The sequence below is a fragment of the Acetobacter estunensis genome (genome assembly GCF_011516945.1).
Classification (GTDB): domain Bacteria; phylum Pseudomonadota; class Alphaproteobacteria; order Acetobacterales; family Acetobacteraceae; genus Acetobacter; species Acetobacter estunensis.
In genome coordinates, this window is sequence record NZ_WOTH01000025.1 from 1 (window position 1) to 23,070 (window position 23,070).

The following is a 23,070-nucleotide window of genomic DNA, read 5'->3' on the forward strand; positions in this document are numbered from 1 at the left end:
GGAATTCAAACGCATCGCAATGCGGGCAGACAAAACAGACAAAAGCTTCAGCGCCATGATCTATCTCGCCGCAGCCATTATCCATTCACGGTGAATCCCCACAAGCCCTAGCGCAAAATGCGCTTAATGGAAAATAAAATATCTCAAAATAGGCATCTGGAAATTGGGGGGAAGGCATGGAACTGGAGGAATTTCTATCACCGCTGCCGTCGGTTCGCGCACGTGACGCGATCGTGTTCGGGAACGACATCATTTCATATGATGATCTGATCCTGAAAATAGAGGAAATTAAGTCCAATCTTGTGAATCGTAACCTATCGGGAAATACGATTGTATTTATTGGAGATTATGGATCAAGTGCAATCGCAACGCTTGTTGCGCTCTGGCTCTGCGACAATACCGTATGTATGATTTCCAAGGACAAATGTGATCAAGTTCGAGAGATTTCAGGTTTAACTGGCGCCGCGGTCGTCGTTGATGTCACAAATGATAATGCTATCGTCTTCACGAATATCGAAAACGAAAGCTATGAATCGCATAATAGTGAAGATGAAACAACACACGCACGTGCCAAGTTTATCATTTTTTCATCGGGCACAACCGGATCACCAAAAGGAATAATTCATAGAGTTGATAATTTCACAAATCTTTACCGTGATCTTTATTCGTCTCCTCGAAAAATGCTTGGCTTTTATTTCTTTGACCACATGGGAGGGATCATAACGGTATTAAGTACACTTGCCTCTGGTGGTACTCTCGTTATTCCGCAATCCAGATCTCCCGCTGACGTTTGGAAAACCATTCACGCGCACGAAGTTGAAGTCGCGTCATTTTCACCAAGTTTCATAAATCTCTCCCTGGCAAGCGGGATATTTCACGAAGCTTCTTTCCCTGCGTTGAAGGAGGTGAGATTTGGTACTGAACCGATGAACGACATCACCTTGACCGGCTTAAAGGCGGCGCTGCCCACTGTTGTGATTTCACAGTTGTACGGCATGTCAGAAGTTGGGGTGCCCCCTGCCTACACCAATCCGTCCAACCCGCTCGAGTTACGGTTCGACCCGAGATTTAGCGATACGAAAATCGTCAATGGCGAACTCTTTATTCGCACGACCACTATGGCCGATGGTTACGTGGGAAAGGGCAATCTTCCGTTAACGGAGGGATATTTCGAGACAAGGGACCTAGTCCAGGAAGATTCCTCGGGCTTTATAACTATCCTGGGGCGCCAGGACGACCTGATCAACGTTGGCGGCGAAAAATATGTTCCTTCCGAGATCGAACGTGTTCTCATTTCGGTACCCAATGTTGAAGATGTCGCGGTCTACGCGGTCCCGCACGTTTTGATGGGAAATGTGGTTGGCGCGACCTTCAGGTTAAAGGAACCTGAAGATCCTATTGAACTCCGAAGGCGCATACGATGGGCCGTGCGAGATATACTCAAGCGTGGCCAGGTTCCGCAGCAAATTGAGATTGTTGAGGATCAACTTTATACCGATCGGTATAAAAAGAAAAGGAAATCCTTAACAGATAACGGCAATCAAAGGATCCAGAAGAACCATGTCTGATAGAAATAAGCTACTCGAAGATCTCGCATCTGTTCTGCAAGTTGAATCGTCTGGGCTCGGGCAGGATAGGAAGCTGAATGCAGATGGACTTTGGGATTCCCTCGCGCGAATGTCCATGACGGCAGCCCTGATTGCATATGCTGGCGCTCAGGTGTCTGTCGACGATCTTCAAAATCTCGAAACAGTAGGAGATTTTCTTAATTTCGCGGATAGGCAACGCGGAGATACAGGAAAATGATGCGCGAAATAACAGGTATTGATATTCGTTCTATCGCAAGCGCCGTTCCACAACATACAGTGGGACAAGATGAATTTTGTAAGATGTTTCCGCGTGAGGAGGTTGAGCGTATTGCTCAGGGCGTGGGCATTCACACTCTCCGACGAGCGCAGAATCTCAGCACGGTTGATCTCATGGTCAGTGCCTGCGAGCAGATATTCAAAAGCGATACCGCCGGTAGGGAGGATATCGATGGATTGGTTGTTCTGACACAGACTCCACCCAGTTGGGCACCTGGTGCTTCGTATCAGGTGCATCAACGTCTGGGTCTCCGGGAGGATTGCCTGAACGTTGATATGGTTGGAGGATGTAATGGCTATGTGGCAGGCATTGTACATGCGTGCGCGATGGTCGCATCTGGCGCCGCGACGAATGTTCTTGTCTGTACGGGCGATACGATGAGCAAGTTAGTGGATTTCAGTGAAAGGCAGCTCTCTATGCTTTTTGGTGATGGCGCTTCTGCCACGTTGATCACTCAGGGCGCAGGCAGCATTCGGTTTCTTAATCGCGTAGATCCCACCGGAGGGCAGGCGCTTTCTATTCCGTTGTCATATGCCGAAACGGAAAGTGGCTCGGTTAGCGCAACAATAGGGCGACTGTCGATGGACGGACACTCTGTCATGAATTTCGTTTTGTCGCGTGTGCCGAAGCTGATCGCAGATCTGTTATCAGTAGAGAATTCTTCTAATGTAAAGCCGACTTTGTCGGTCTTTCATCAAGCGAACGCGTTTATCGTGGGTTACTTGCGGCGCGTTGTCGGGATTCCGGAGGACAAAGTGGTTCTCTCGGTGGATGGATACGGAAATACGAGCGCTACCTCAATCCCTCTCGCGATTTGTAGCGATCGACTAAGCAGTACACGAGATTATTCAAAGACTCTTCTTTGCGGTTTCGGTGTCGGGCTGAACTGGGGAGCGTTGGTGACAGATCTTTCTAAGACGGTGCGATTTCCAGTCATTGAAATCCCGTGATTGCAGATGTTTTTGGGGGAATTCCCAATGAAGCCGTACAAGGTTAGCCATGTGAGAGATAAAGAAAGCGGATTTTTCCTGTCTTCGGGCAGGTTGCTCCAATCGAAGGCTCACTACCGTTCGGTGATGAGTTTCTCCGCTATCGGATACCTTGGCCCTTGTGGATCTTTCTCTGAGCTTGCTTGTGAAAATGCGGCTCCTGAGACCCCTCGCATCCCTTTCACGACGTTTGGTGATATTTGCCGCGCGTTGTTTAGTGGGATTATCGAAGCGGCCATCTATCCCATTTATAACTCAACAATTGGATGGATTGCTGAGACGCAGGGTTTCCGTGCTTGCACGGAAATATGTGAACTAGCGCGTTGGCGACAGCGTATCGAGTTATGTCTGATAGGCGCAATTGCGTCCGAATTACCCAAGATCAAACGGGTTGTATCACATCGCGCGGCTCTCGAGCAGTCCAGAAACTGGATCTTCGCACATCATTTTTCAACGCAGGAAACGACGAGCACGGCTGCTGCCATGCAATTGGTGTTGAGTGATTGTACCAAAATGACTGGAGCTATTGGTTCCCGAAGGATGGCGTTAAATAATGACGCAAAGATTCTTGCTGTTGGAATAGAGGATAGCAATCGAAACTACACGGATTTCTCTATTTCACGATTATTATCCTAGGATGGTATTTTTTCTATCTCAATAAGAATATGGAGGGGCCGACATGACACAGAATGCGGGTTCGAGTGAAAATACTGAACAAATTCGTGGAACGGTTGGAGAAATTCTTCTGGATGCGCTCATACAAACTGGTGTGAGATATATTTTCGGAGTTCCAGGCGATTTTAACCTGACATTTCTTGATGTTGTCGAAAATCATCCAGACGTTGATTTCATTTCATGCCGTAATGAACTTAATGCTTCATACGCTGCGGATGGATATTCAAGGGTGGCGGGACTTGGTGTTCTCGTGACGACGTATGGTGTTGGAGATCTGAGCGCACTGAACGGTGTCGCGGGTGCATATGCGGAAAAAATTCCTTTGATACACATCAGCGGTTCTCCGCCTACGCATGCGGTCGATCGAGGACTGCCACTACATCATACCGCCGCAGATGGAAATTTTAATAACGTGTTGAACTGCTTCAGGGAGTTTACGGTAGAGAGCTTGCGGTTGTCTTTGTCGGATACAGCTTCCGAAATTTCACGAGCTATCCGCATCGCTCTGACCCAGAGCCGGCCTGTCTACATTCAACTTCCTTCCGATATAGTGAACCGTGAGATTTTCGGTAATGTTGTTGCGCGACCGTCTGCGTTATTTGCAGACGCTGTTACAAAAAAAATCGCACGGAGAATATTTGACCGAATTGACCGATCCGTAAATCCTGTTTTCTTGGTCGGCGGTGCATACCCCCGATCTCATTTTATGGAACTCTTGCTGGAATTGGCGGGTAGTAGAAAGATTCCTGTCATTCTTTCACCGACAGCGAAAGGTATTTTGTCCGAGTACGATACTAGATTTTGTGGGTATTATAAGGGAAAGCAATCGGAAAAAAGCACGAGCGATTTGTTAGATCGCGCTGACAGTATTGTGGCAATCGGAATGAGATACTCTGACGTAGAGACAGGACTTTTCTCTGATAATATCGACCCGTCGGCGCTGATTGATATCCAGCCAGAGATAGTGACGTTCGATCAAGATGCGGTTACCATCCCGTCTGAAAACATCCTGATAGAAGAGATAGTTAATATCGCGGATCTTCCCTTGGCAGCTGAGGGTGATACGAGCAGAGCCGCCCCTGCCCAAAAACGGGACTATAAACGGGGTGAGCAACTTGACTCACTAACTCATGCTTCACTCTGGACATGTATTGAGGATTTTCTTGACGAAGACGATATTGTGGTAGCGGACACGGGCACCGCATTTTCTGGATTAATGTCAGTGAAGATGCCGCAAAGGATCACTGTTATTTCTCAACCGACCTGGGCTTCACTCGGATATGCTTTGCCGGCGGCATTAGGGGCCTCGGTGGCTGCCCGAGGTCGCAGAGTAGTGGTATTTCTTGGGGATGGAAGTCTTCAGATGACCATTCAGGAATTCTCGACAATAGTTTCATTGAATTTGCCCATTCTATTCTTTTTTATAAATAATAAAGGATATACCATAGGAAAATTAATAAACGGGTTCCATGCTGAGTATAATAAAATTCCTGGATGGGATTATTTACAAATTATAAATGCGATGTCACCTGGATATGATATTTTTTATCGCAAGGTCAGCACCGTAGATGATTTTTATTCCGCGATGAACTGTATGGTCTCGCATAGTAAGCTATCTTTCATCGATATGGTGCTACCTGCGGATGATTTCCCGAAGGGTCTTGATAAATTCTGTGCTGAATTCGCGAATTTCGATTACGGAAAACCAAGGGAGTAGCACAATTTTACGTCGTTTTTTCTGTGTGATGTCTCCGGTCATCTCTCATGAGTAAACGTGAGTGCATGAATGGGCTTCGATGTGCCGAAAGCGATCATTCAGCCTGCTTAGCTGATTGCGATGAACGTGACGCCTCTCGAAGAATTTCTGTAGCTGGGCTTCCCAGCCCGCGCACCACGGATAGTGCTTCAGCAGCACATCGGCGAGCGGCGCACCGGAGTTCACCACGCGGGAATAGATGGCAAGGCACGTGCCCTTGCCGGGAAACCGATTCTCGGTTTTCGAAAACCCCAGATCGTGCCGGATCAGATTCATCAGATCGGCTGAATCCTCGCGGTCATGGATCGAAAAGGCCGGGTCCATGCCGATCTGCCGGGCATATTCCCGCAGCAGCCGCGCGCCGATGGAATGAAACGTCCCGGCCCAGGCCAGCGCGTCGGCCAGAGGACCAGCCTTGTCTCCCAGCACCGTCTTGCAGGTGCGCTCCACACGCCGCGTCATCTCGACGCTGGCCCGGCGCGAGAAGGTCAGCAGCAGGATGCGCCGTGGATCAGCCCCCGAGGCGATCAGATGCGCGACCCGGTGCGCTAGTGTGTTGGTCTTGCCCGATCCGGCGCCAGCGATGACCAGCAGCGGGGATGAATCCGCGCCGCCTGCCGAGACTCCGGTCCCATGCGTGACGGCCTGCCGCTGGGCATCATTCAGACGGGACAGATAATCGTCGTTGCCTGGAGAGGAAGAAGGTTCTGGATTCAATTCCTTAGCGCACTTTCATCAACGATACCGAACCGACATCGCTACCCAGCATGCCGGATACGGAGCGAATTTGCATTGACTTGCGTAGCATGAATGGAACAAATCAAGAACATATAATCAGGAAATCCGTATGCTCAAGGGACGCCAGACCGTGAAATGACTGCTGAACCCCATAAAAAACCCGGCCTGGAGACGCTGCGGGCTGCGATCAGCCGTCTGGAAGGACACACTAGCCGCAAGCGTGCCACACTGCCCTTCGGCGTCCGGGACATCGACCGGAAGCTCCCGGGCGGTGGTCTGACGCTGGGTACCCTGCATGAGGTTGCGGGGGGCGGCAACGACGCCCTGAACGCCGCCGCTGCGGCGCGTTTTGCCGCGGGGATTGCCGCGCGAACCAAAGGTCAGGTTCTTTGGATCGTCACGGTCGCCGATCTGTTCGCACCCGCGCTGCAACAGGCCGGGCTGGCGGCCTCGCGGGTGCTGTTCGTCGAGGCCGGGACTGATCGCGACGTACTGGCCTGTTTCGAGGAAGGGCTGCGTCACCCGGGTCTGGGCGCGGTCGTGGCGGAAGTCGGACGCCTGACCATGACTGCTTCGCGTCGGTTGCAACTCGCCGCCGAAAGCGGCGGTGGAATCGGTCTCGCCCTCCGGCGCTGGCGCCGGCAGACGGATGCGGCGGATTTCGGCCAGCCGACGGCGAGCACGACGCGATGGCGGGTCTCACTCCTGCCTTCTGCTTCGCTGCCGGTGGCGGGAGTCGGCGATAGCCGGTGGTTGCTGGAACTGATCCGGACGCGTTCGGGGGAAAGTGCGGATTTCGAGGTGGAGGCGAGGCATGGACAATCGAAATTGCGGCTCGCAGGAGCATCGGACCGGCCTGCGACCGACACGGCGGATCACGTCGATCTGGCTGCCTCTATGGGCGACCGACCGACTTCGCCGCGAGCAGGGCGACGCCGCGCCTCCGCCTGAGACGCCACTGGTGCTGGCGGGCCGTAACGGCCGCCGCCGTGTTGTGTTCGCGGCGGACCGCGCAGCGCGCAAAGCAGGGCTCGTGGTCGGCATGCCAGTCGCCAAGGCTCAGGTCCTGCTGCCGGGCCTGAGCGTGATGGACGCGCGGCCCGACGAAGATCGCGCCGCCCTCGAGCGGCTGGCACTCTGGCTGCAACAACGCGTCACGCCGATCGTTGCGCTCAATGGGATGGACGGCCTGATCCTCGACACGACCGGTGCCGATCATCTCCTGGGTGGCGAGGCGGTAATGCTGCGCGACATCGTCCGTCGCTTGGAAGGCGCCGGGATTTCAGCGCGGGCAGCGGTTGCCGACACGCTGGGAGCCGCTTACGCCGTGACGCGAACCACGTCGGGCGCGGCGATCGTCGTCCCACCCGGTGAACATGCGGCAGCTCTCGCGGATATGCCGGTCGCGGCCCTCCGTCTCCCGGCCGAGACCGTGATCGGCCTTGCCGATCTGGGCCTGACCCGGATCCGCGATATCGAGACTGCGCCCCGCGCTCCTCTGGTGCAGCGCTTCGGCGCGGAAATCACCCGGAGGCTGGATCAGGCCTATGGCCGGGTCGATGAACCGATCCTGCCGATCCGTCCTGCCGATCCCGTTGCTGTGTCGCGCAACTTCGCCGAACCGATTGCCGCGGCTGAAACCATCGCGCGCTATATCGGTAAACTGGTGCCACCGCTCTGTGCCAGTCTGGAAGAACGCGGCCTCGGCGCCCGGCGACTGGACCTGCTGCTGCACCGCGTCGACAGCGCCGTGCAGGCGGTGCGCGTGGCATTGGCCCGTCCGGTCCGTGATCCGAAGCATCTCCTGCGCCTTCTGTCCGAACAGATCGAGATCATCGAACCCGGTTTTGGCATCGAGCGTATGGACCTGGTTGCGGTGCTGGCCGAACCGATGGAACGGCGTCAGCAGGTCTCGTCCCTGATTGAGGAGCCGGAGGCCGATCTGTCGGGACTGATCGATATGCTGGCCAACCGGCTGGGTGACGGGGCGCTTTATCGCGTCGCGCCGGTGGAAAGCGACGTGCCCGAGCGCTCGGTGCAGCGCGTGCCACCGCTCGCCCCCGTCACTGACGCCGCCTGGCCGGAAGGCTGGCCACGCCCGACCCGGCTGTTGCCGCGTCCCGAGCCGATCGAGACCATGGCCATGCTGCCCGACCACCCACCGGTGTTCTTCGTCTGGCGTGGGATCCGCCGCAAGGTGAAATGCGCCGATGGGCGGGAGCGGGTTTTCGGAGAATGGTGGAAGGGTGATACGGAACTGACCGCCGCCCGGGACTATTTCCAGGTTGAAGATACGTCCGGCGAGCGCTTCTGGATCTATCGCGCCGGCGACGGTGAGCACGGCGAGACCGGATCGCAGCGCTGGTTCTTGCATGGCCTGTTCGCATGAGCGCCACAGCGCCCCGCTATGCGGAGTTGCAGGTCACGACCTATTTCTCCTTCCTGCGTGGCGCGTCGTCGCCCGGCGAGCTGTTCGGACAGGCGAAGGCGCTCGGGATCACCGCTCTTGGCGCCACGGACCGCAACACGCTCGCTGGCATCGTTCAGGCGCATCTGGCGGCGAAGGAATTCGGGGTGCGCCTGGTCGTCGGCTGTCGGCTCGATCTGGAGGACGCGCCGCCGGTCCTGGTGTATCCAATCGACCGGGCCGCCTATGGCCGGCTCTGCCGCCTGCTTTCCCTCGGCAAGGCCCGCGCGGGAAAGGGCAAATGCAGCCTGCTCTGGCGTGATCTCGTGGAGTGGGGCGAAGGGCTGATTGCCGTACTGGTGCCTGATGTCGCGGATGACGAGTGTGCCGCGCATCTACGGCGGTTGCGGGACGCTTTCGGCGATCGGGCCTATATGGCGCTGACCCTGCGCCGCCGCCCCAACGACCAGATGCGGCTGTACGAACTGACTAATCTCGCACACAGCCAGCGCGTCCGGACTGTTGTTACCAACGACGTGCTGTTTCACACCCATGACCGGCGCATTCTGCAGGATGTCGTGACCTGCGTGCGGCACAACACCACCATCGAGCACGCCGGCTTCGCGCGGGAGCGTCATGCCGACCGCTATCTCAAGCCGCCGGAAGAAATGGCACGCCTGTTCGGCCGCTATCCGGAGGCGATCGATCGAACGATGGAGATCGTGGAGCGTTGCCGGTTTTCTCTCGACGATCTGGCCTATCAGTATCCCGACGAAATCGAAATCCCCGGCCAGACCCCGCAACAGGCGCTGGAAGCGCTGACCTGGCAGGGTGCGCGGGAGACATATGGCGCAGACGTGCCTCCGGATGTGGCAAAGATCCTTCGCCACGAACTCGCTCTGATCGGGCGCATGGATTACGCGCCCTATTTCCTGACGGTCCATTCCATCGTTCGCGAAGCCCGACGGCGCGATATCCTCTGTCAGGGGCGGGGCTCGGCTGCCAACAGCGCGGTGTGTTTCGTGCTCGGCATTACCGCCATCGATCCCTTGCGCACCACACTGCTGTTCGAGCGCTTTATTTCCGAAGAACGGGCTGAGCCACCTGATATCGACGTTGATTTCGAACATGCGCGCCGTGAGGAGATCATCCAGTGGGTCTACGACCATTACGGACGCGATCGTGCCGCGCTGACCGCCGTGGTGATCCGTTACCGCGCCAAGGGCGCGCTGCGCGACGTCGGCAAGGTGATGGGTCTGCCAGAAGATGTCATTGCACTATTGAGCAAGCAGATCTGGGGCTGGTCACGCAATGTCGATGCGGAGAAATTCGCCGAGACGGGAATTGACCTCTCCGACCGGCGTATCCGCCTGACGTTGGATCTGGCGCGCTGCCTGATCGGCGTGCCCCGCCATCTCTCTCAGCATCCCGGAGGCTTCGTGCTGACACACGACCGGCTCGACGAACTGGTGCCGATCGAACCGGCTGCGATGGACGACCGTCAGATCATCGAGTGGGACAAGGACGATATCGACGCGCTGAAATTCATGAAGGTCGATGTCCTGGCCCTTGGCATGCTGACCTGCACGAAGAAGGGCCTCGACCTGCTGGCCGCGCATAAAGGGCAGCATTTCACGCTGCAGACGATCCCGGCCGAGGATCCCCGCACCTATGCCATGATCCGCAAGGCCGATACGATTGGCGTGTTCCAGATCGAATCCCGCGCCCAGATGTCGATGTTGCCGAGGCTGAAACCCCGGACCTACTATGATCTGGTAATCGAAGTGGCCATCGTCCGTCCCGGCCCCATACAAGGCGATATGGTCCATCCCTATCTCCGCCGGAGGGAAGGGCTGGAAGATCCGGATTATCCGACACCCGAACTGGAAGAGGTGCTGAAACGCACACTCGGCGTACCGCTCTTCCAGGAGCAGGTGATGCAGGTCGCGATGGTCTGCGCGGATTTCACCGCCGCCGAAGCGGACGGATTGCGCCGGGCGATGGCGACCTTCAAGAACACCGGCACGGTGTCGCACTTCCAGACCCGTCTGCTCGAGGGCATGACCCGCAAGGGTTCCCCCGAGGAGTTCGCCCAACGCATCTACCAGCAGCTCGAAGGGTTCGGCTCCTATGGCTTCCCGGAAAGTCACGCAGCCAGTTTCGCGATCCTCGCCTACACGTCGTCCTGGCTGAAATGCCACCATCCCGACGTTTTCCTGGCATCCTTGCTCAATTCCCAGCCCATGGGCTTCTATGCTCCGGCCCAACTGGTGCGCGACGCGCGTGATCATGGCGTTGCAATCCGACCGGTCTGTATCAACGCCTCGCGCTGGGACAGCACCCTGGAAGGTACGGAAGACGACAAGGGCCGCTTCCCGGTGCGGCTGGGTATGAGCCTGGTCAAGGGACTGGCCAACGCGCATGTGGCGGCGATCGTCGCCGCCCGCCAGCGGCGGCACTTCGCCTCGATCGACGATCTGTGGCGCCGGGCCGGCGTGCCGCAGGAGGCGCTGGTGCGCCTGGCCGAGGCCGATGCGTTCCGGGAGGCGTTCGGGTTGGCGCGGCGGGAGGCGCTGTGGGCGATCAAAGGCCTGCACGACGCACCCCTGCCGCTGTTCGCAGCGGCCAACGAGCCGCGGGAGGCCCACGAGTCCGTCATGGTGCTCGCACCGATGACCGACGGTGCAGAGGTCGTGGGTGACTACAACCATATCGGGCTCAGTTTGCGCGCCCATCCCGTGTCATTCCTGCGTGAGGATTTGCGGCAGCGGAAGATCGTGCCTTGTGGGGTCGCCATGGCGTCGCGTGACGGAAAGCGTGTTGAAGCGGCCGGGCTTGTGCTGGTCCGCCAGCGGCCGGGATCGGGCGAGGGGGTATGCTTCATCACGCTGGAGGATGAAACCGGCATCGCCAATCTCGTCGTCTGGCCGGATATTTTCGAGAAATACCGGTCCATCATCCTCTCCGCGAGCATGATCGCAGCGAAAGGACGCATCCAGCGGGAGGGTGACGTGGTGCATCTGGTGACGCTGGAACTGACGGACCTTTCGGGGCTGCTGCGGCACGTAGGGGAGCGGGGTGGAAAGGATGATCACGCGAGGCACGATCTCGCCCCACTCAATTTCAGATCGCGGAATTTCCATTGATTTCTTTCAATTGGCTTTTCTTGATGCCCGGATTTGGGTAGATTCCGCATCGGCGTGTGGAAACGCTTTTTTGCACTGGGCGGCCTCCTATGTCGGGTGGCCTGCCAAATAGAACACCCGGACCTATGGTCCTGTGGTGAACGGCCTCGGCTGCTCACCGCTGGGAAATAGGCAGGAGGTGAATACGCCCAGCGCAAAACACCTTTCCAACCGCCCGACGCCAGGGAGGGGCGCGGGGAAGTGCGGGCAGTCAGTAGTGTACGAACCGGTCAATCAGAGCGTCGTTTAAGGTTTTCGTTTTGACTTAAAACTGCAAACGCTGAAGATGCGCCACCTCGCACAGGCGGTGGAGCAAAGGAACGACCGGTCATGACATTACCGATACTCTATAACTGTCCACCTTCCGGAAACTGTTACAAGGTCCGGCTGTTCGCAGCATTGGTTGGCATCGAACTCGAGATACGAGACGTCGACCTCGCCGCCGGAGCGCAAAAAACAGCAGAATTCACAGCACTCAATCCGTGGCAGCAGGTGCCCGTGTTCCAGGACGGCGAAACCGTCATCTGGGATTCTCAGGCTATCCTCGTCTATCTGGCGGAAACCTATGGCAAGCATGACTGGCTTCCGTCCGATTCTGTCGGACGCGCCAAAGTGACCCAGTGGCTCTCAGTCGCCGTGAATGAGATCCAGCATGGTCCCGCAGACGCACGACTGGTCAAGCTGTTCGGCTATCCGCTTCGGTATGATGATGCGGCCAAAGCGAGTGAACGGACCCTGAAGATCATCGACGTTTATCTTTCGGAGCACACATGGTTGGCGGCAGAGCATCCAACCATAGCCGACTGCGCGGCCTATCCCTACCTGGCGCTCGCGCCACAGGGCGAAATTTCACTGGAGTCCTACCCATCATTACGTCGCTGGATCAGCGATGTCGAAGCATTGCCTGGCTACATACCGGTCGATCAGTAAGCAGATATATCGACCGGCGAAAGTAATTTTCCCTGCTTCTGGTCACCATGGCTCCGGCTTTTTCGGTGGGGGAGCACGGAGAGAAAGAGTGAAGTTGGAAATTTCATGACAGGTTGAAAGGAGGGGAGAGAGTCTCCGCTCCGCCCGTCATGGAGTTTTCGCCATGGCTACCGCCATCCAGAAAATCAGCCTGAGTTCGTCACGGGATATTCCCTTCAATAAGCTTGTTCTGTCACAGTCCAACGTCCGGCGTGTGAAGTCAGGGCTCTCGATTGAGGAACTGGCCCGCGACATTGAACGCCGCGGCCTGCTACAGAGCCTGAACGTCCGTCCCGTCCTCGACGACGAAGGCATCGAAACCGGTCTGTTCGAGGTTCCCGCAGGCGGCCGCCGTTTCCGGGCACTCGAACTGCTAGTCAAACAGAAGAAACTCAACAAGACGGCGCCGGTGCCCTGCGTCGTGCGCGAGGCCGGTTCAGCCATTCTCGCCGAGGATGACTCTCTCGCCGAAAACGTCCAGCGCGTGGCCCTCCATCCGCTGGACCAGTTCCGGGCGTTCCGCGGCATGCTGGAAAAAGGCATGTCCGAAGAGGAAATCGCAGCCGCGTTCTTCGTTCCGGTCTCCGTCGTCAAACAGCGTCTTCGTCTGATGACGGTCTCTGAAAACCTGCTTGAGGTTTATGAGCAGGACGGCATGCGGCTGGAACAGCTGATGGCCTTTTCCATCAGCGACGATACCGCCCGCCAAGAGCAGGTCTGGGGGATCATTGCCCAGAGCCATAACCGCGAGCCCTACGTCATTCGCCGCATGCTGACCGAGAAGACCGTGCGCGCGTCGGACGCGCGTGCCCGCTTCGTCGGGCTCGATGCCTATGTCGCGGCCGGTGGTCACGTGATGCGTGACCTGTTCGAAGCCGATGATGGTGGCTGGCTTCAGGATCCGGCCATTCTCGACCGGCTGGTTATGGAGAAACTGCATGCGGCAGCCGAACAGGTCCGGGCCGAAGGCTGGAAATGGGTTGAAACCGACCTGTCGTTCCCATGGGGGCATACACGTCATCTTGCCGAGATTGACAGTAAGGCGGTTCCACTCTCGGAAGAAGAGACAGCACGCCTTGAGGCGCTCCGCAGCGAGCAGGAGGCGATTGAGGCGGAATATGCTCAGGCGGATGAACTGCCCGATGAGGTGGATAGCCGTCTCGGTGAGATCGAACAGGCGATCGAGGTCCTCGAAACTCGTCCTGCGATCTTCGACCCTGGCGACGTGGTTCGCGCAGGGGCTTTCGTCAGCCTCGATAGCGACGGCACCCTCCTGATCGAACGCGGTTTTGCCCATCCGGAAGATATGGAAGATGAAAGCCCATCGGACACGCACACTTCTGCGCAGGCCGAGGAAGCCAGCGCAGCGCATGACGAAAACGATTATCCCGCAGTCGACGGGGCAGGGGAAACCGAAGGGTCTGATGATCCCGAGGATGAAGAAGATGTCCGCCGCCCCATCCCGGACCGGTTGCTCTCCGAACTGACGGCATGGCGCACGCTCGCCCTTCGTGACGCGCTGGCCAACAATCCTCATGTGGCGCTGACCGAGTTTCTCCATACACTCTGCCTGAACCTGTTTCGCGATGACCGCTCGGGCTTCTGCCTCGAAGCCGGTGTTCGTTCCGTCGGCCTGCCGATGCAGTCCGCGGATCTGGCGACCAGCATGCCGGCGCAAGACGTCCGCGCACGACATGAGGGATGGAAGCAGGATCTGCCGCAGGATGAGGACGCATTGTGGGTATGGCTGGATCGTCTGGATGAAACCAGCCGTCTGGCGCTGCTGGCGCATTGTCTGTCATTCGGGGTTAACGCCCTGTTCGAGAAGACAAACCCGCATGCGGCGGTCTCGCCGCGAACCATTGAGCGGCGTCTGGCCCGAAGCGACCGGCTGGCCTCAGCCCTGCGGCTAGATCCGGTGGAAGCAGGATGGCAGCCGACGGTCGAAAATTACCTGGGACGCGTCACCAAACCGCATATTCTCGACGCGGTAAGTGAAGCGCGGGGCGAGCAGGCGGCAGAGATGATCGCCCATCTCAAGAAGGCCGACATGGCCCGCGAGGCCGAACGGCTGCTCGAAGGGGCAGGCTGGTTGCCCGATGCATTACGGGCGGGCGCTCCTCAAACAGGAGATTCCGTCACTGAAGACGATAACGGAACAGGTGACGTCACGTTACCGACTTTCCTGAGCGAGGAGATCGCTGCGGAGTAAATCATCGAGGTTTCTTGCACGAATGCGACTTCCGTAGTCCGGAAGTCGCATTTTTTATTGGTTCGTGTTTTCCCGATCAAGGTCTGGATACAGTTTCACGATCCACAAATTTTTCGAGGGTGCGATTCATCCGCTCAGCAAGCCACGTGCAGAATGCCCGTTTTCGGTCATCCTGTGCGATGTTGGCCGACGACAGGCAGACATAGCGCGTTCCGTCGCGCGCAAACCGCCGCGGCGCGACGAGGAGCCCTGCCTCGATATCCCCGGCCGCCATGAAGACTGATACGAGCGCCGCACCTTGTCCGGCCTGCGCGGCCTGAAGCGCCAGGTAAAAATGCTCGAACGTGAGTTTGGGAGCACGTGTGCGTTTTAAACCCGAAAGACTTAACCATTGTTTCCACGCGTCGGGACGCGTCATCGTGTGCAGCTGAGCACTCCTGAACAAAGAGTCCGCCTTTCCATCCGCGACCAACATGGGGGTGACCACGGGCCCGGTCGCCTCGTCGCAGAGCGGATAAATGTGCAGGTCCCGATCGACCCGAAAATCTTCCCGGCGAATAGCAAGATCGATCCGGTCTTTCTCGAAATCGATCGGTCCCCCGGCGGCAAAGACCTTCACATCCAGACCGGTATCGCGCTTCAGGTCGCCAAGTGCCGGTATCAGCATTTTCAGACACAGCGTTGGTTCACATGAGATCGACAACGGCGGAATAATGCCATCGCGATGAAAGTCCTCCAGTGCCTGTGCAAGATCCTGAAAGACGTCATGAAGCTTTGCCGCAAGTGCACGGCCACGGTCGTTCAGAACGTTGGCACGCGCACGACGTATGAACAGCTCTTCGCCCAGTTCATCTTCGAGTTGTCTGATCTGCCGGCTGACGGCTCCGTGGGTGACGTGCAGTTCGTCTGCGGCCGCTTGCAGCGTTTCATGCCGGGCTGCGGCCTCGAAAGAGCGAAGTGCGTTGAGCGACGGAAGGCGGACAGGAATACGCATGCTTTATTCATCTCCGCGTTGCGACCGGGACATGTGAGATTACCTCACGAATGAGCGTCAGAACAAATCGATTTTTTGCCCTGCCACAGCATGTCATTTGCAGAATTTTCGCGAGTGCGGCACTGGCAGAAACTGTTGTGGACACAATCATGTCGTTACCAATATTCGCCGATAGTTCCGATGGCCATCGCACAATCGAACACTCCTTGCAGGCTGCTCAGAATGCAATCACGTCACAAAGCTATTTCATGTCGGACCGACAGATACTGAGAAACGTTTTTCAATCTTCTTCGGGATGCAGCACTGTTCGTCTCAATGACTTCTGTGATTCCTGGAACGATATGCCAGTCGATACCTATATGGGGGATCGCGGTGTTTATCGCCGACGTCGACATGCCGCATATCATGTCTCGAACGATCACAGAATTAAGAGACTGCCGCACCGACCACATTATCAAACGGTCAGCTACAACCATCTCAATGGCGGGGTAGAGCGTCATTTCGAGCCGATCCCTGACACGATCGCCGACGGGGTCGTGCTCAATACTCTTCTTCAGTTTGCTTCGGCGGTCTTTTCCGGTGTCGATCCCGTGGCATCCTGGTTTGTCGAAGTCCACCAGTTCCGCATCGAAGCGATCGAACACGGCGGGAAACCGACCCCGGAGGGGGCTCATCGCGATGGGGTCTCCTATGTGCTGATGGTGCTGATTGATCGTCAGAATGTCACAGGCGGGGAGACGACCATCTACTCCCTCGCGGGCGTTCCCCTGACGGATTTCACGCTCCAGGAACGTTTCGATATCGCGCTCGTGGACGACGAAAAGGTCGTTCATGGCGTCAGTCCGGTGTTTCCGAAAGACGGAAACCAGTTGGCATATCGCGACGTGCTCGTCATCACGTTCCGGGCGGAACGAAACTCTGTCGTAGAGGAGGCATGTCCATGAACCAGCTCGCTCTCGTCTTCGGTGTGACCATGCTGGCTGTGATAAGTCCGGGCGCGGATTTCGCCATGGTGTCGCGCAACAGTTATCTTTATGGCCGACAGGCAGGCATTCTCTCGGCCCTGGGCATAGCGGCATCATGCTGGACCCACGTTTTTTACGCCGTCTTTCTCCTCTCATCAATGCAGGTGATCCTGCCTGATCTGCTTCTCTATGTTCGTTACGCCGGAGCCGCTTACCTGCTGTATGTGGGTATCAGGACCATTTTGTCCGGGTCTGCGATCGAGGAGGCCGAGGAGCGTGTCTCATTGGTGACCCCTTCGCGCTCCTTTCTCGACGGTTTCCTCACCAATGCACTCAACCCGAAGACCGCCGTCTTCGTCATCAGCCTCTACACGCAGGTCATCGGACCTGCGTCACCGCTCAGCTACGCGCTGATGTGTGGCATGATGATTTCGCTTTGTCATCTGGCCTGGTTCGTCGCTGTCTCCTATGTGCTGTCACAGAGTGCGACCCGCCGCTGGATACTTGCCCGGGCCGGAATGTTCAATCGTGTGATTGGTGTGTTTCTCGTCTGCATTGGTCTCGCTCTTGGCTTCTTCGATCATGGGGGGGCGCACTCATGAAACAGGAAAAGACGGTCTTTCTCGATCTTGAGGGCGTTCTGGCCCCTGAAATGTGGCCTTATCTCGGCAAGAAATTCGGCCTCGACGCATTGATGGCCACGACGCGCGAGGAGCCGGATTACCGGCACCTGATGACGCGGCGGGTCGAAGCCCTGAATGCGCACGGCATATCCATGTCAGACATTCAGAAAACACTCGCGACGCTTCCCCTTTTTGATGGCGCGGTCGATTTTGTGAAGCACCTCGCCCGCGAGATGACAGTCATCCTGGTCACGGACTCGTTCCGACCGATGAACCAACCCTATATCAGGGAACTGAAGCCCGACGAGGTCTTCTGCCACCATTTTCTCCTGGACGACCGGGACCAAGTAGTCGGCTTTGATTTCTGGAACGATTTGCGGGGCAAGCATGAGGCAGTCTCCGCCTCCAGCACGACCGCCGCGATGACGTTTGCGGTAGGCGACGCGTTCAATGACCTGAGCCTCTTACGGGCGGTCGACCGGGGTATCCTGTTCAGACCGTCTCGAGCCACCCAGGCAGCGGCGACTGACCTGCTCTGGGTATCCACTTACGAAGAACTGCTCGGATTGTTTATGGCAGAGCAGGAGCCAGCAGTTATTGCCCACACCGTAGTGCCTGACGGACGTGATGGCTTTGCCGACGATAACAGGCGAGCATAAAGTCCTCCGTCCGGGTGGCAATCATGGTGTTTTCTCGCTGCTTCCGGTTCCCGGAAGCAGCATTTTCCATGCAGGTCCGGCCCTGAAAGAGGGAGAGGGCGGCTTCGCCTTTTGTGCCGAATATCCGGCGCAAGAGGAGAGTTTCCATGACCATGACCGTTCTTCCTTCGACCCGCTCGGGCAGCGGGTTTCGCGTCGATCCGTCCCGTGGCCGGGTGGATCACCGTGTATCGTCCGAATGGTTTTCCCGTCCTGACGATGAACGCTATCTGTCTCTCGCTGACCTGCACGCTGCGACCCTGAACCGTGCGGAGCGGGCAACCGCACGCACCGTGGAGAGCCGCGCCATTCGCGTCGAGGCCTCGCGCGATAATGCCGAACGGCTTACCCTTTCGGTGCCCGGACAGAGCGCACCCGTTGCACCGACCCACTGGTCCTTCGGGCAGTTGTGCAGTCTGGTCAGTGCGCCGTCGTCTTACCTGCGCAGCCTTCCGGCTCCGCTCGCCGCCATCAACCTGCAGCACGGACTGCTGTCCCATCGGGCCGAACTGGTCAAGACACTGGAAACGGGTGATGGCCGTGTGGAACTGCGCGCTGTCACCGGCCCGGATTATGGCCGGATCTGGGACCATGAACTTGTCGGCGCCGTGCGCAAAATCGCTGGAAACGGGACGGGCGATACGAACTGGAAGGTTCCGGGTGTCATCGACTGGGCGACGATGACGCATAATCCGCATGTCGATATCACGAAGGAAACCACGACACTTTACGCGTCAGACAGGGATGTTTTTCTGTTTCTTGTCGACGATACGCATCCGATCGAGGCCGGACGACTGCCGAATGGTGAACCTGATCTGTTCTTCCGGGGATTTTACGCCTGGAATTCGGAAGTCGGTAGTAAAAGTCTTGGAATTGCCTCTTTTTATCTTCGCGGGGTGTGTCAGAACCGCCTGATCTGGGGGCAGGAAAACCTGCAGCAGATCACGATCCGTCACAGCAAGTTCGCCGCAAACCGCTTTGTCCATCAGGCGACGCCAGCACTGCGTAATTTCGCAAATGCCAGTGCAGCGACGTTCATTTCCGGCATTCAGGAATCACGCAGGCAGGTTGTCGCGCGTGACGAGGAGGATCGTGAACGGTTCCTGCGGCGTCAAGGTTTCTCGAAGCCGGAAACCGCAAAAATCATTGAAACCGTGCTGCATGAGGAAGGCCGGCCCCCGGAAAGCGTGTTCGACTTCGTTCAGGGCATCACGGCGTTCGCGCGGACGAAGAGCAACCAGGACACGCGCCTCGACCTTGAAGGCAAGGCACGCAAACTCATGGAGCGTGTCTGACACCGCACCAGATCATTTTGCCCCGTTTCTCGCGAAAGCCCGGATCCATTCCGGGCTTTTTCTTTATAGGGAGGTTTCCCGATGGCCGACTATTTCACCCATTTTTCGTGTGTCCTGGATGTCGGGACGTATGAAAACGCGACGCGTGCGCTCGAGTTATATACAAACGAGCCGGAAGATAGTGATGGATTCCGGGTTGCCGACGGCTTCACGCTTTCCCTGTCGGGCGAATGCAGCTCGGAGCTGTGGATCCGTGACGACATCAGCGGAGACCCTGAATGTGTCATCGCGTTCGTCCTGGGATGCGCGGCAGAATTCCATCTCTCGGGCTTATGGGGTTTCGAATACGCTAACACATGTTCCCGACCCCGTCTGGAAGCTTTCGGGGGAGGGGCGCACATGATCGATCTTGGCGCGCGAAAGTCCGTTGGCTGGACCAGCACCAACGAATGGCTGGCAAGCGCCCTTGAAGGAGATGATCCCGATGCCTGAGATCATCTCCATTACGGTTTATCAGATTGATGAACTGTGCGACGCGGCCCGTGAAAGAGCCCGCTGCTGGTATCGCAACACTCTGGACGGCTTTCCCTGGTGGGATAGCGTTTATGAGGATTTTTTGAGGATATGCACCATAATCGGGGTGGACGTAGCGATGGCATCATGGCACTCGGCAGGCGCATCCCGCGTAAGCGATCCCTGTATCTATTTCCGGGGGTTCTCCAGTCAGGGGGACGGCGCTTCGTTCGAGGGTGTCTATAAATATGCCCGACATGCGTCCTATGAAATCCGTCAGTACGCGCCGCAGGACGAGGCACTTCATGCCATCGCAGACCAGCTATTGGAGATCCAAAGGCGGAATTTCTACCAGATTACCGCGCGGATCACGCAACGCGGCCTCTATTACCATGAATATACGATGCGTATCGACGTCAGTCGCGACAGCCCGTCGGGTCAGGACATGACGACAGACGCGGAGGAGGGGATTATCAAGGCCCTGCGCGATCTGGCGCGCTGGTTGTATCGTTCTCTTGAACGCGAATGGGACTATCAAACCACCGATGGGGCGATTGATGACGCCATCCGCGCCAACGGATATACATTTACCGTAGGAGGAGACCGGTTTTCATGATTGGCAAAGGCGCAAGCTAGAGACGTGGAGACAATAAATGCGCGAGACTGGAGAGCATGTGCCAAAAATGTATCCCGGATATTTTAGCCGAAAAATATCCCACCCCCCACATAGTAAGAGCGTTACGTAACAAAATAATAAAAGCGCATAGCAAAGGAGGAAACCCCTCCATAGATTTTGATGTTGTCAGTAAGCGCAAGAATAAATAGAACCGAGTTTCTAGGTATTTTATAAATCCAGAGAATGAGGAATATGTGTTGGACCACGCATTAAAATTAATGCCTCGGGCAAATATTTCTTGGCGTCGTATGAGTCCTTTTTCCCACTGATTTTCTGTCGTTAATAAGAACTCGCGCGCGATGGCAGAAAGCGCATGGGCAAAGAAAAACAGATCCATTCCAATCATGATCATGTTGCCTGATATGGAGGACCATTCCTGCGGCTGCGCGATATGTGGCAGACAAAGGTAAAGTCCCATCGCGGTTAGGCCACCAGTCAAAGTGCCCCTGAACAGCGGCCGGATAAATTCAGGACCTCCTCTGACAAGACCGTACCAGGTTCCAGCAGCAGCTACGGAGGTGACATAGACCCATATCGGAAGCTGGCCGGAATCCGGATGTTTGTCAGCCCAGAGGAATGCCATGAGTGTGAGGACGGCGGGTGCGGTGACAGTTTCATCAACGGTTTCTGGCCGCTTGCCAACGCGGAGCAGCCAACGGACGATCCTGCCGGTTTTTCCTTTGGAAAAGTGATAATATTTATCGTCGTTATCTTTATTTCGGTCGTTTTTTATTTGGTTCGACATCGTTCTTTTCATCTACATGATTTTCGGTTTCTTTAATGGCGGCATACAGGCTCTGTACTGACGCCATTGCCGTGTCGTAGGTGAAATGTTCGCCGTAAACCATGGATGCCTGAAACCGATCGAAGGAATCACGACATTCTGAATTCGTCATAAGATAAGCTAACGCCTGTTCGGTGCATGCTTCTGAGTTTGCGCCATACGCAGGGAACCACTTCTTAAACTGCTCTGCGTCACTGACCATGATCTGTCTGGCAAGTGTCGAGACACGAGGCAGATCGAGATGGGGCAGGATGCAATGCAGGTCGTAGACGTGCCTGATCAGGAAGCGGTCATAAGCGTCTGTCTTCCGTCCTTCCAGATAACCTGCTGTCCGACGGGTCAGGGCCACGAATTTCTCTGCTGCGGTCTCGTCCACGGAAATGCAGGTGATCTGCTGTATTTCCGGTTCGGCATCCGTCGCCTCGCTTACGAAAGACCGTACCGATCTTTCGACGGTCGGGAGAGCCGCAGGCGCATATGTCAGTTCGACGAGAAGGTGCGGGCGCAGTTCGACATCTTCGCCCGTACTGTCCGCATAGCTCAGTTCGGCACGGATATAGTGGTTTTCGTTTTTGGCGGAAATGACGGGTTCGGGAAAACCGAGGTCCATCGCGATTTTACTGATGGTGTCCTTCAGCGTGCCCAGAATCTTCCGAGCCGCACTCTTGCTCGACGGCAGCGGCGTTATGGCGACCTTCAAATCCACGTCTTCGGACATCCGGGCAACCAGTCGATGGGCGCGAGCTAGGCATGTGCCGCCAGCAAAAACCAGACTTATCCCTTGAGGGAGGTCCGCATGCTGAAGTGCTGCCAGCACCTCTACAACGCGATAGTCCTTTTCCACGAGAGCTGCGGATGACAGGTCAAGCGCATCGGCAACTTCGGCGAGCAGATCAGGCGTAAGGCTTTTCAAACCGCGCCTCAAGATTTCGATAGCGCAGCTTCCGGTTGAACCGGCTCTGGACTTCGAAGACCGGATTGGCCTGAACCTGTGTCGTGCGCCCGTTATTGTATTGTCGGACCGTATCGGACTCCCGCCAGTCGACCTTCAGTTTGCTGAGAGTCTGACGCACGGCTCCATCGAAGCCGCCGCGGACGGCAAGCATCGGCCGACCAGTCAGGCCGTTCGTTTTTACGCGGGCATAGACCCCGTAGCCCAGACGCGCGATCTCGCCTTCGACAATGAGCTGTCGAAGGGCTCTTTTGACACTGTCATATTCGCCGAGATCGGCGAAGTCACGCGGCACGAAGACGTCGCCGCGCGCGCGGCGAATGCGTGTCTTCAGCCGCTCTTTCAGCGTTCTGGTGCGACGTAGCTGGGTCATGATGACCTCAATGGACCTCCCTGATGGTCCTACACAGTAACAGAAACAGGACATTCCGATCCACAAAAATAGGACATCCTCCTGTTTGACGGGACCATCGGGGAGGGAGTGTTTTCAGCCGTTCAGCGCGTCTTTCAGGGCTTTGGCAGGTGTGAACGACAGCTTGCGCGATGCCGCGATCTGGATCTTGTCGCCGGTCGCCGGATTGCGTCCCTCGCGGGCCGGCACGTCCTTCACCTTGAACTTGCCGAAGTCGGGCAGCGAGATCTCCTCGCCCTTTTTGGCGGCAGTGGTCATCGCTTCCACGAGGGCGTCGAGCACCTTGCGGGTATCGGTCTTGCTGGCGTCGGTCGTCTCGGCGATCTGGTCGACCAGTTCTGAAATCTTCATGCGCAATGCC

General features: G+C 56.7%; 22 protein-coding genes. 16 read left to right on the forward strand and 6 right to left on the reverse strand.

Annotation, left to right across the window (positions count from 1 at the left end):
- Positions 1–176: 176 nt before the first annotated feature.
- The 5 genes from GOB87_RS11355 to GOB87_RS11375 are packed head-to-tail and all read left to right on the forward strand — an operon-like array spanning position 177 to position 5,247.
- Positions 177–1,568 (forward strand): ANL family adenylate-forming protein, encoded by a 1,392-nt coding sequence (locus GOB87_RS11355; protein ID WP_166316710.1) that lies wholly within the window; start codon positions 177–179, stop codon positions 1,566–1,568.
- Positions 1,561–1,806 carry an acyl carrier protein gene (locus tag GOB87_RS11360; RefSeq protein ID WP_166316713.1) on the forward strand — a complete coding sequence of 82 codons (246 nt, stop codon included), beginning with the start codon at positions 1,561–1,563 and terminating at the stop codon, positions 1,804–1,806. Before GOB87_RS11355 ends, GOB87_RS11360 begins: the two co-directional genes overlap by 8 nt.
- Positions 1,803–2,816: a ketoacyl-ACP synthase III gene (locus tag GOB87_RS11365; protein ID WP_166316716.1), complete on the forward strand. Its 1,014-nt coding sequence runs from the start codon at positions 1,803–1,805 to the stop codon at positions 2,814–2,816. The genes GOB87_RS11360 and GOB87_RS11365 overlap by 4 nt, the downstream gene beginning before the upstream one ends.
- Positions 2,817–2,843: 27 nt before the next feature.
- Positions 2,844–3,491, forward strand: coding sequence for a prephenate dehydratase domain-containing protein (locus GOB87_RS11370; protein WP_166316719.1), 648 nt, complete (start codon positions 2,844–2,846; stop codon positions 3,489–3,491).
- 43 nt (positions 3,492–3,534) lie between these two features.
- Positions 3,535–5,247, forward strand: coding sequence for an alpha-keto acid decarboxylase family protein (locus tag GOB87_RS11375; protein WP_166316722.1), 1,713 nt, complete (start codon positions 3,535–3,537; stop codon positions 5,245–5,247).
- Positions 5,248–5,292: 45 nt separating this feature from the next.
- Here GOB87_RS11375 and GOB87_RS11380 read toward each other — a convergent pair whose 3' ends face one another.
- Entirely contained in the window at positions 5,293–6,003 is a 711-nt protein-coding gene (locus GOB87_RS11380; protein ID WP_242006331.1) for a UvrD-helicase domain-containing protein, read from the reverse strand.
- Positions 6,004–6,159: 156 nt separating this feature from the next.
- Between GOB87_RS11380 and GOB87_RS11385 the strand changes: the two genes are divergently transcribed.
- The 5 genes from GOB87_RS11385 (at position 6,160) to GOB87_RS11405 (ending at position 14,797) form a co-directional block, all read left to right on the forward strand.
- A complete protein-coding gene (locus GOB87_RS11385) occupies positions 6,160–6,975 on the forward strand; it encodes an ImuA family protein (RefSeq protein WP_242006332.1) in 816 nt (271 codons plus the stop codon).
- A 10-nt stretch (positions 6,976–6,985) separates the two neighbouring features.
- Complete coding sequence (locus GOB87_RS11390) at positions 6,986–8,413, forward strand: DNA polymerase Y family protein (RefSeq protein ID WP_264805305.1); 1,428 nt, start codon at positions 6,986–6,988, stop codon at positions 8,411–8,413.
- On the forward strand, positions 8,410–11,577 hold the full coding sequence (locus tag GOB87_RS11395; RefSeq protein ID WP_166316728.1) for an error-prone DNA polymerase: 3,168 nt from the start codon (positions 8,410–8,412) through the stop codon (positions 11,575–11,577). Before GOB87_RS11390 ends, GOB87_RS11395 begins: the two co-directional genes overlap by 4 nt.
- 369 nt (positions 11,578–11,946) lie before the next feature.
- The gene (locus GOB87_RS11400; RefSeq protein ID WP_166316731.1) at positions 11,947–12,546 is read left to right on the forward strand and encodes a glutathione S-transferase family protein; all 600 of its coding nucleotides are present in this window, start codon (positions 11,947–11,949) and stop codon (positions 12,544–12,546) included.
- A 163-nt stretch (positions 12,547–12,709) separates the two neighbouring features.
- On the forward strand, positions 12,710–14,797 hold the full coding sequence (locus tag GOB87_RS11405) for a ParB/RepB/Spo0J family partition protein (protein WP_166316734.1): 2,088 nt from the start codon (positions 12,710–12,712) through the stop codon (positions 14,795–14,797).
- Between the two features lie 76 nt (positions 14,798–14,873).
- On the opposite strand, the gene GOB87_RS11410 is transcribed toward GOB87_RS11405, so the two are convergent.
- Entirely contained in the window at positions 14,874–15,791 is a 918-nt protein-coding gene (locus GOB87_RS11410; RefSeq protein WP_166316737.1) for a LysR family transcriptional regulator, read from the reverse strand.
- Positions 15,792–15,841: 50 nt separating this feature from the next.
- Between GOB87_RS11410 and GOB87_RS11415 the strand changes: the two genes are divergently transcribed.
- From GOB87_RS11415 to GOB87_RS11440, 6 genes are all read left to right on the forward strand, one after another.
- On the forward strand, positions 15,842–16,735 hold the full coding sequence (locus tag GOB87_RS11415; protein ID WP_166316740.1) for a 2OG-Fe dioxygenase family protein: 894 nt from the start codon (positions 15,842–15,844) through the stop codon (positions 16,733–16,735).
- The gene (locus GOB87_RS11420; protein ID WP_166316743.1) at positions 16,732–17,358 is read left to right on the forward strand and encodes a LysE family translocator; all 627 of its coding nucleotides are present in this window, start codon (positions 16,732–16,734) and stop codon (positions 17,356–17,358) included. Before GOB87_RS11415 ends, GOB87_RS11420 begins: the two co-directional genes overlap by 4 nt.
- On the forward strand, positions 17,355–18,038 hold the full coding sequence (thrH, locus tag GOB87_RS11425) for a bifunctional phosphoserine phosphatase/homoserine phosphotransferase ThrH (protein ID WP_166316746.1): 684 nt from the start codon (positions 17,355–17,357) through the stop codon (positions 18,036–18,038). The genes GOB87_RS11420 and thrH overlap by 4 nt, the downstream gene beginning before the upstream one ends.
- A 146-nt stretch (positions 18,039–18,184) precedes the next feature.
- Positions 18,185–19,372, forward strand: a complete 1,188-nt coding sequence (locus GOB87_RS11430; protein ID WP_166316749.1) for a DUF932 domain-containing protein — start codon at positions 18,185–18,187, stop codon at positions 19,370–19,372.
- A gap of 81 nt (positions 19,373–19,453) precedes the next feature.
- Positions 19,454–19,864, forward strand: coding sequence for a hypothetical protein (locus GOB87_RS11435; protein WP_166316752.1), 411 nt, complete (start codon positions 19,454–19,456; stop codon positions 19,862–19,864).
- On the forward strand, positions 19,857–20,501 hold the full coding sequence (locus GOB87_RS11440) for an antitoxin of toxin-antitoxin stability system (protein WP_166316755.1): 645 nt from the start codon (positions 19,857–19,859) through the stop codon (positions 20,499–20,501). The genes GOB87_RS11435 and GOB87_RS11440 overlap by 8 nt, the downstream gene beginning before the upstream one ends.
- Before the next feature lie 16 nt (positions 20,502–20,517).
- Here GOB87_RS11440 and GOB87_RS11445 read toward each other — a convergent pair whose 3' ends face one another.
- The 4 genes from GOB87_RS11445 to GOB87_RS11460 all read right to left on the reverse strand — a co-directional run bounded on the left by GOB87_RS11445 (position 20,518) and on the right by GOB87_RS11460 (position 23,066).
- Positions 20,518–21,306 carry a hypothetical protein gene (locus GOB87_RS11445; RefSeq protein WP_166316758.1) on the reverse strand — a complete coding sequence of 263 codons (789 nt, stop codon included), beginning with the start codon at positions 21,304–21,306 and terminating at the stop codon, positions 20,518–20,520.
- Positions 21,275–22,258 carry a nucleotidyl transferase AbiEii/AbiGii toxin family protein gene (locus GOB87_RS11450; protein ID WP_166316761.1) on the reverse strand — a complete coding sequence of 328 codons (984 nt, stop codon included), beginning with the start codon at positions 22,256–22,258 and terminating at the stop codon, positions 21,275–21,277. Before GOB87_RS11450 ends, GOB87_RS11445 begins: the two co-directional genes overlap by 32 nt.
- Positions 22,239–22,670: a DUF6088 family protein gene (locus tag GOB87_RS11455; RefSeq protein ID WP_166316764.1), complete on the reverse strand. Its 432-nt coding sequence runs from the start codon at positions 22,668–22,670 to the stop codon at positions 22,239–22,241. The genes GOB87_RS11450 and GOB87_RS11455 overlap by 20 nt, the downstream gene beginning before the upstream one ends.
- A gap of 114 nt (positions 22,671–22,784) precedes the next feature.
- Positions 22,785–23,066, reverse strand: a complete 282-nt coding sequence (locus GOB87_RS11460; RefSeq protein WP_264805304.1) for an HU family DNA-binding protein — start codon at positions 23,064–23,066, stop codon at positions 22,785–22,787.
- Positions 23,067–23,070: the final 4 nt, after the last annotated feature.

Bases quoted from the DNA above. Each gene is read 5' to 3' on its own strand.
- GOB87_RS11435 (WP_166316752.1), top strand. From the start codon at position 19,454: ATGGCCGACTATTTCACCCATTTTTCGTGTGTCCTGGATGTCGGGACG.
- GOB87_RS11400 (WP_166316731.1), top strand. From the start codon at position 11,947: ATGACATTACCGATACTCTATAACTGTCCACCTTCCGGAAACTGTTAC.
- GOB87_RS11455 (WP_166316764.1), bottom strand. From the start codon at position 22,670: ATGACCCAGCTACGTCGCACCAGAACGCTGAAAGAGCGGCTGAAGACA.
- GOB87_RS11395 (WP_166316728.1), top strand. From the start codon at position 8,410: ATGAGCGCCACAGCGCCCCGCTATGCGGAGTTGCAGGTCACGACCTAT.
- GOB87_RS11440 (WP_166316755.1), top strand. From the start codon at position 19,857: ATGCCTGAGATCATCTCCATTACGGTTTATCAGATTGATGAACTGTGC.
- GOB87_RS11415 (WP_166316740.1), top strand. From the start codon at position 15,842: ATGAGCGTCAGAACAAATCGATTTTTTGCCCTGCCACAGCATGTCATT.
- GOB87_RS11405 (WP_166316734.1), top strand. From the start codon at position 12,710: ATGGCTACCGCCATCCAGAAAATCAGCCTGAGTTCGTCACGGGATATT.
- GOB87_RS11410 (WP_166316737.1), bottom strand. From the start codon at position 15,791: ATGCGTATTCCTGTCCGCCTTCCGTCGCTCAACGCACTTCGCTCTTTC.
- GOB87_RS11365 (WP_166316716.1), top strand. From the start codon at position 1,803: ATGATGCGCGAAATAACAGGTATTGATATTCGTTCTATCGCAAGCGCC.
- GOB87_RS11355 (WP_166316710.1), top strand. From the start codon at position 177: ATGGAACTGGAGGAATTTCTATCACCGCTGCCGTCGGTTCGCGCACGT.
- GOB87_RS11420 (WP_166316743.1), top strand. From the start codon at position 16,732: ATGAACCAGCTCGCTCTCGTCTTCGGTGTGACCATGCTGGCTGTGATA.
- GOB87_RS11370 (WP_166316719.1), top strand. From the start codon at position 2,844: ATGAAGCCGTACAAGGTTAGCCATGTGAGAGATAAAGAAAGCGGATTT.
- GOB87_RS11430 (WP_166316749.1), top strand. From the start codon at position 18,185: ATGACCATGACCGTTCTTCCTTCGACCCGCTCGGGCAGCGGGTTTCGC.
- GOB87_RS11445 (WP_166316758.1), bottom strand. From the start codon at position 21,306: ATGTCGAACCAAATAAAAAACGACCGAAATAAAGATAACGACGATAAA.
- GOB87_RS11375 (WP_166316722.1), top strand. From the start codon at position 3,535: ATGACACAGAATGCGGGTTCGAGTGAAAATACTGAACAAATTCGTGGA.
- GOB87_RS11360 (WP_166316713.1), top strand. From the start codon at position 1,561: ATGTCTGATAGAAATAAGCTACTCGAAGATCTCGCATCTGTTCTGCAA.
- thrH (WP_166316746.1), top strand. From the start codon at position 17,355: ATGAAACAGGAAAAGACGGTCTTTCTCGATCTTGAGGGCGTTCTGGCC.
- GOB87_RS11385 (WP_242006332.1), top strand. From the start codon at position 6,160: ATGACTGCTGAACCCCATAAAAAACCCGGCCTGGAGACGCTGCGGGCT.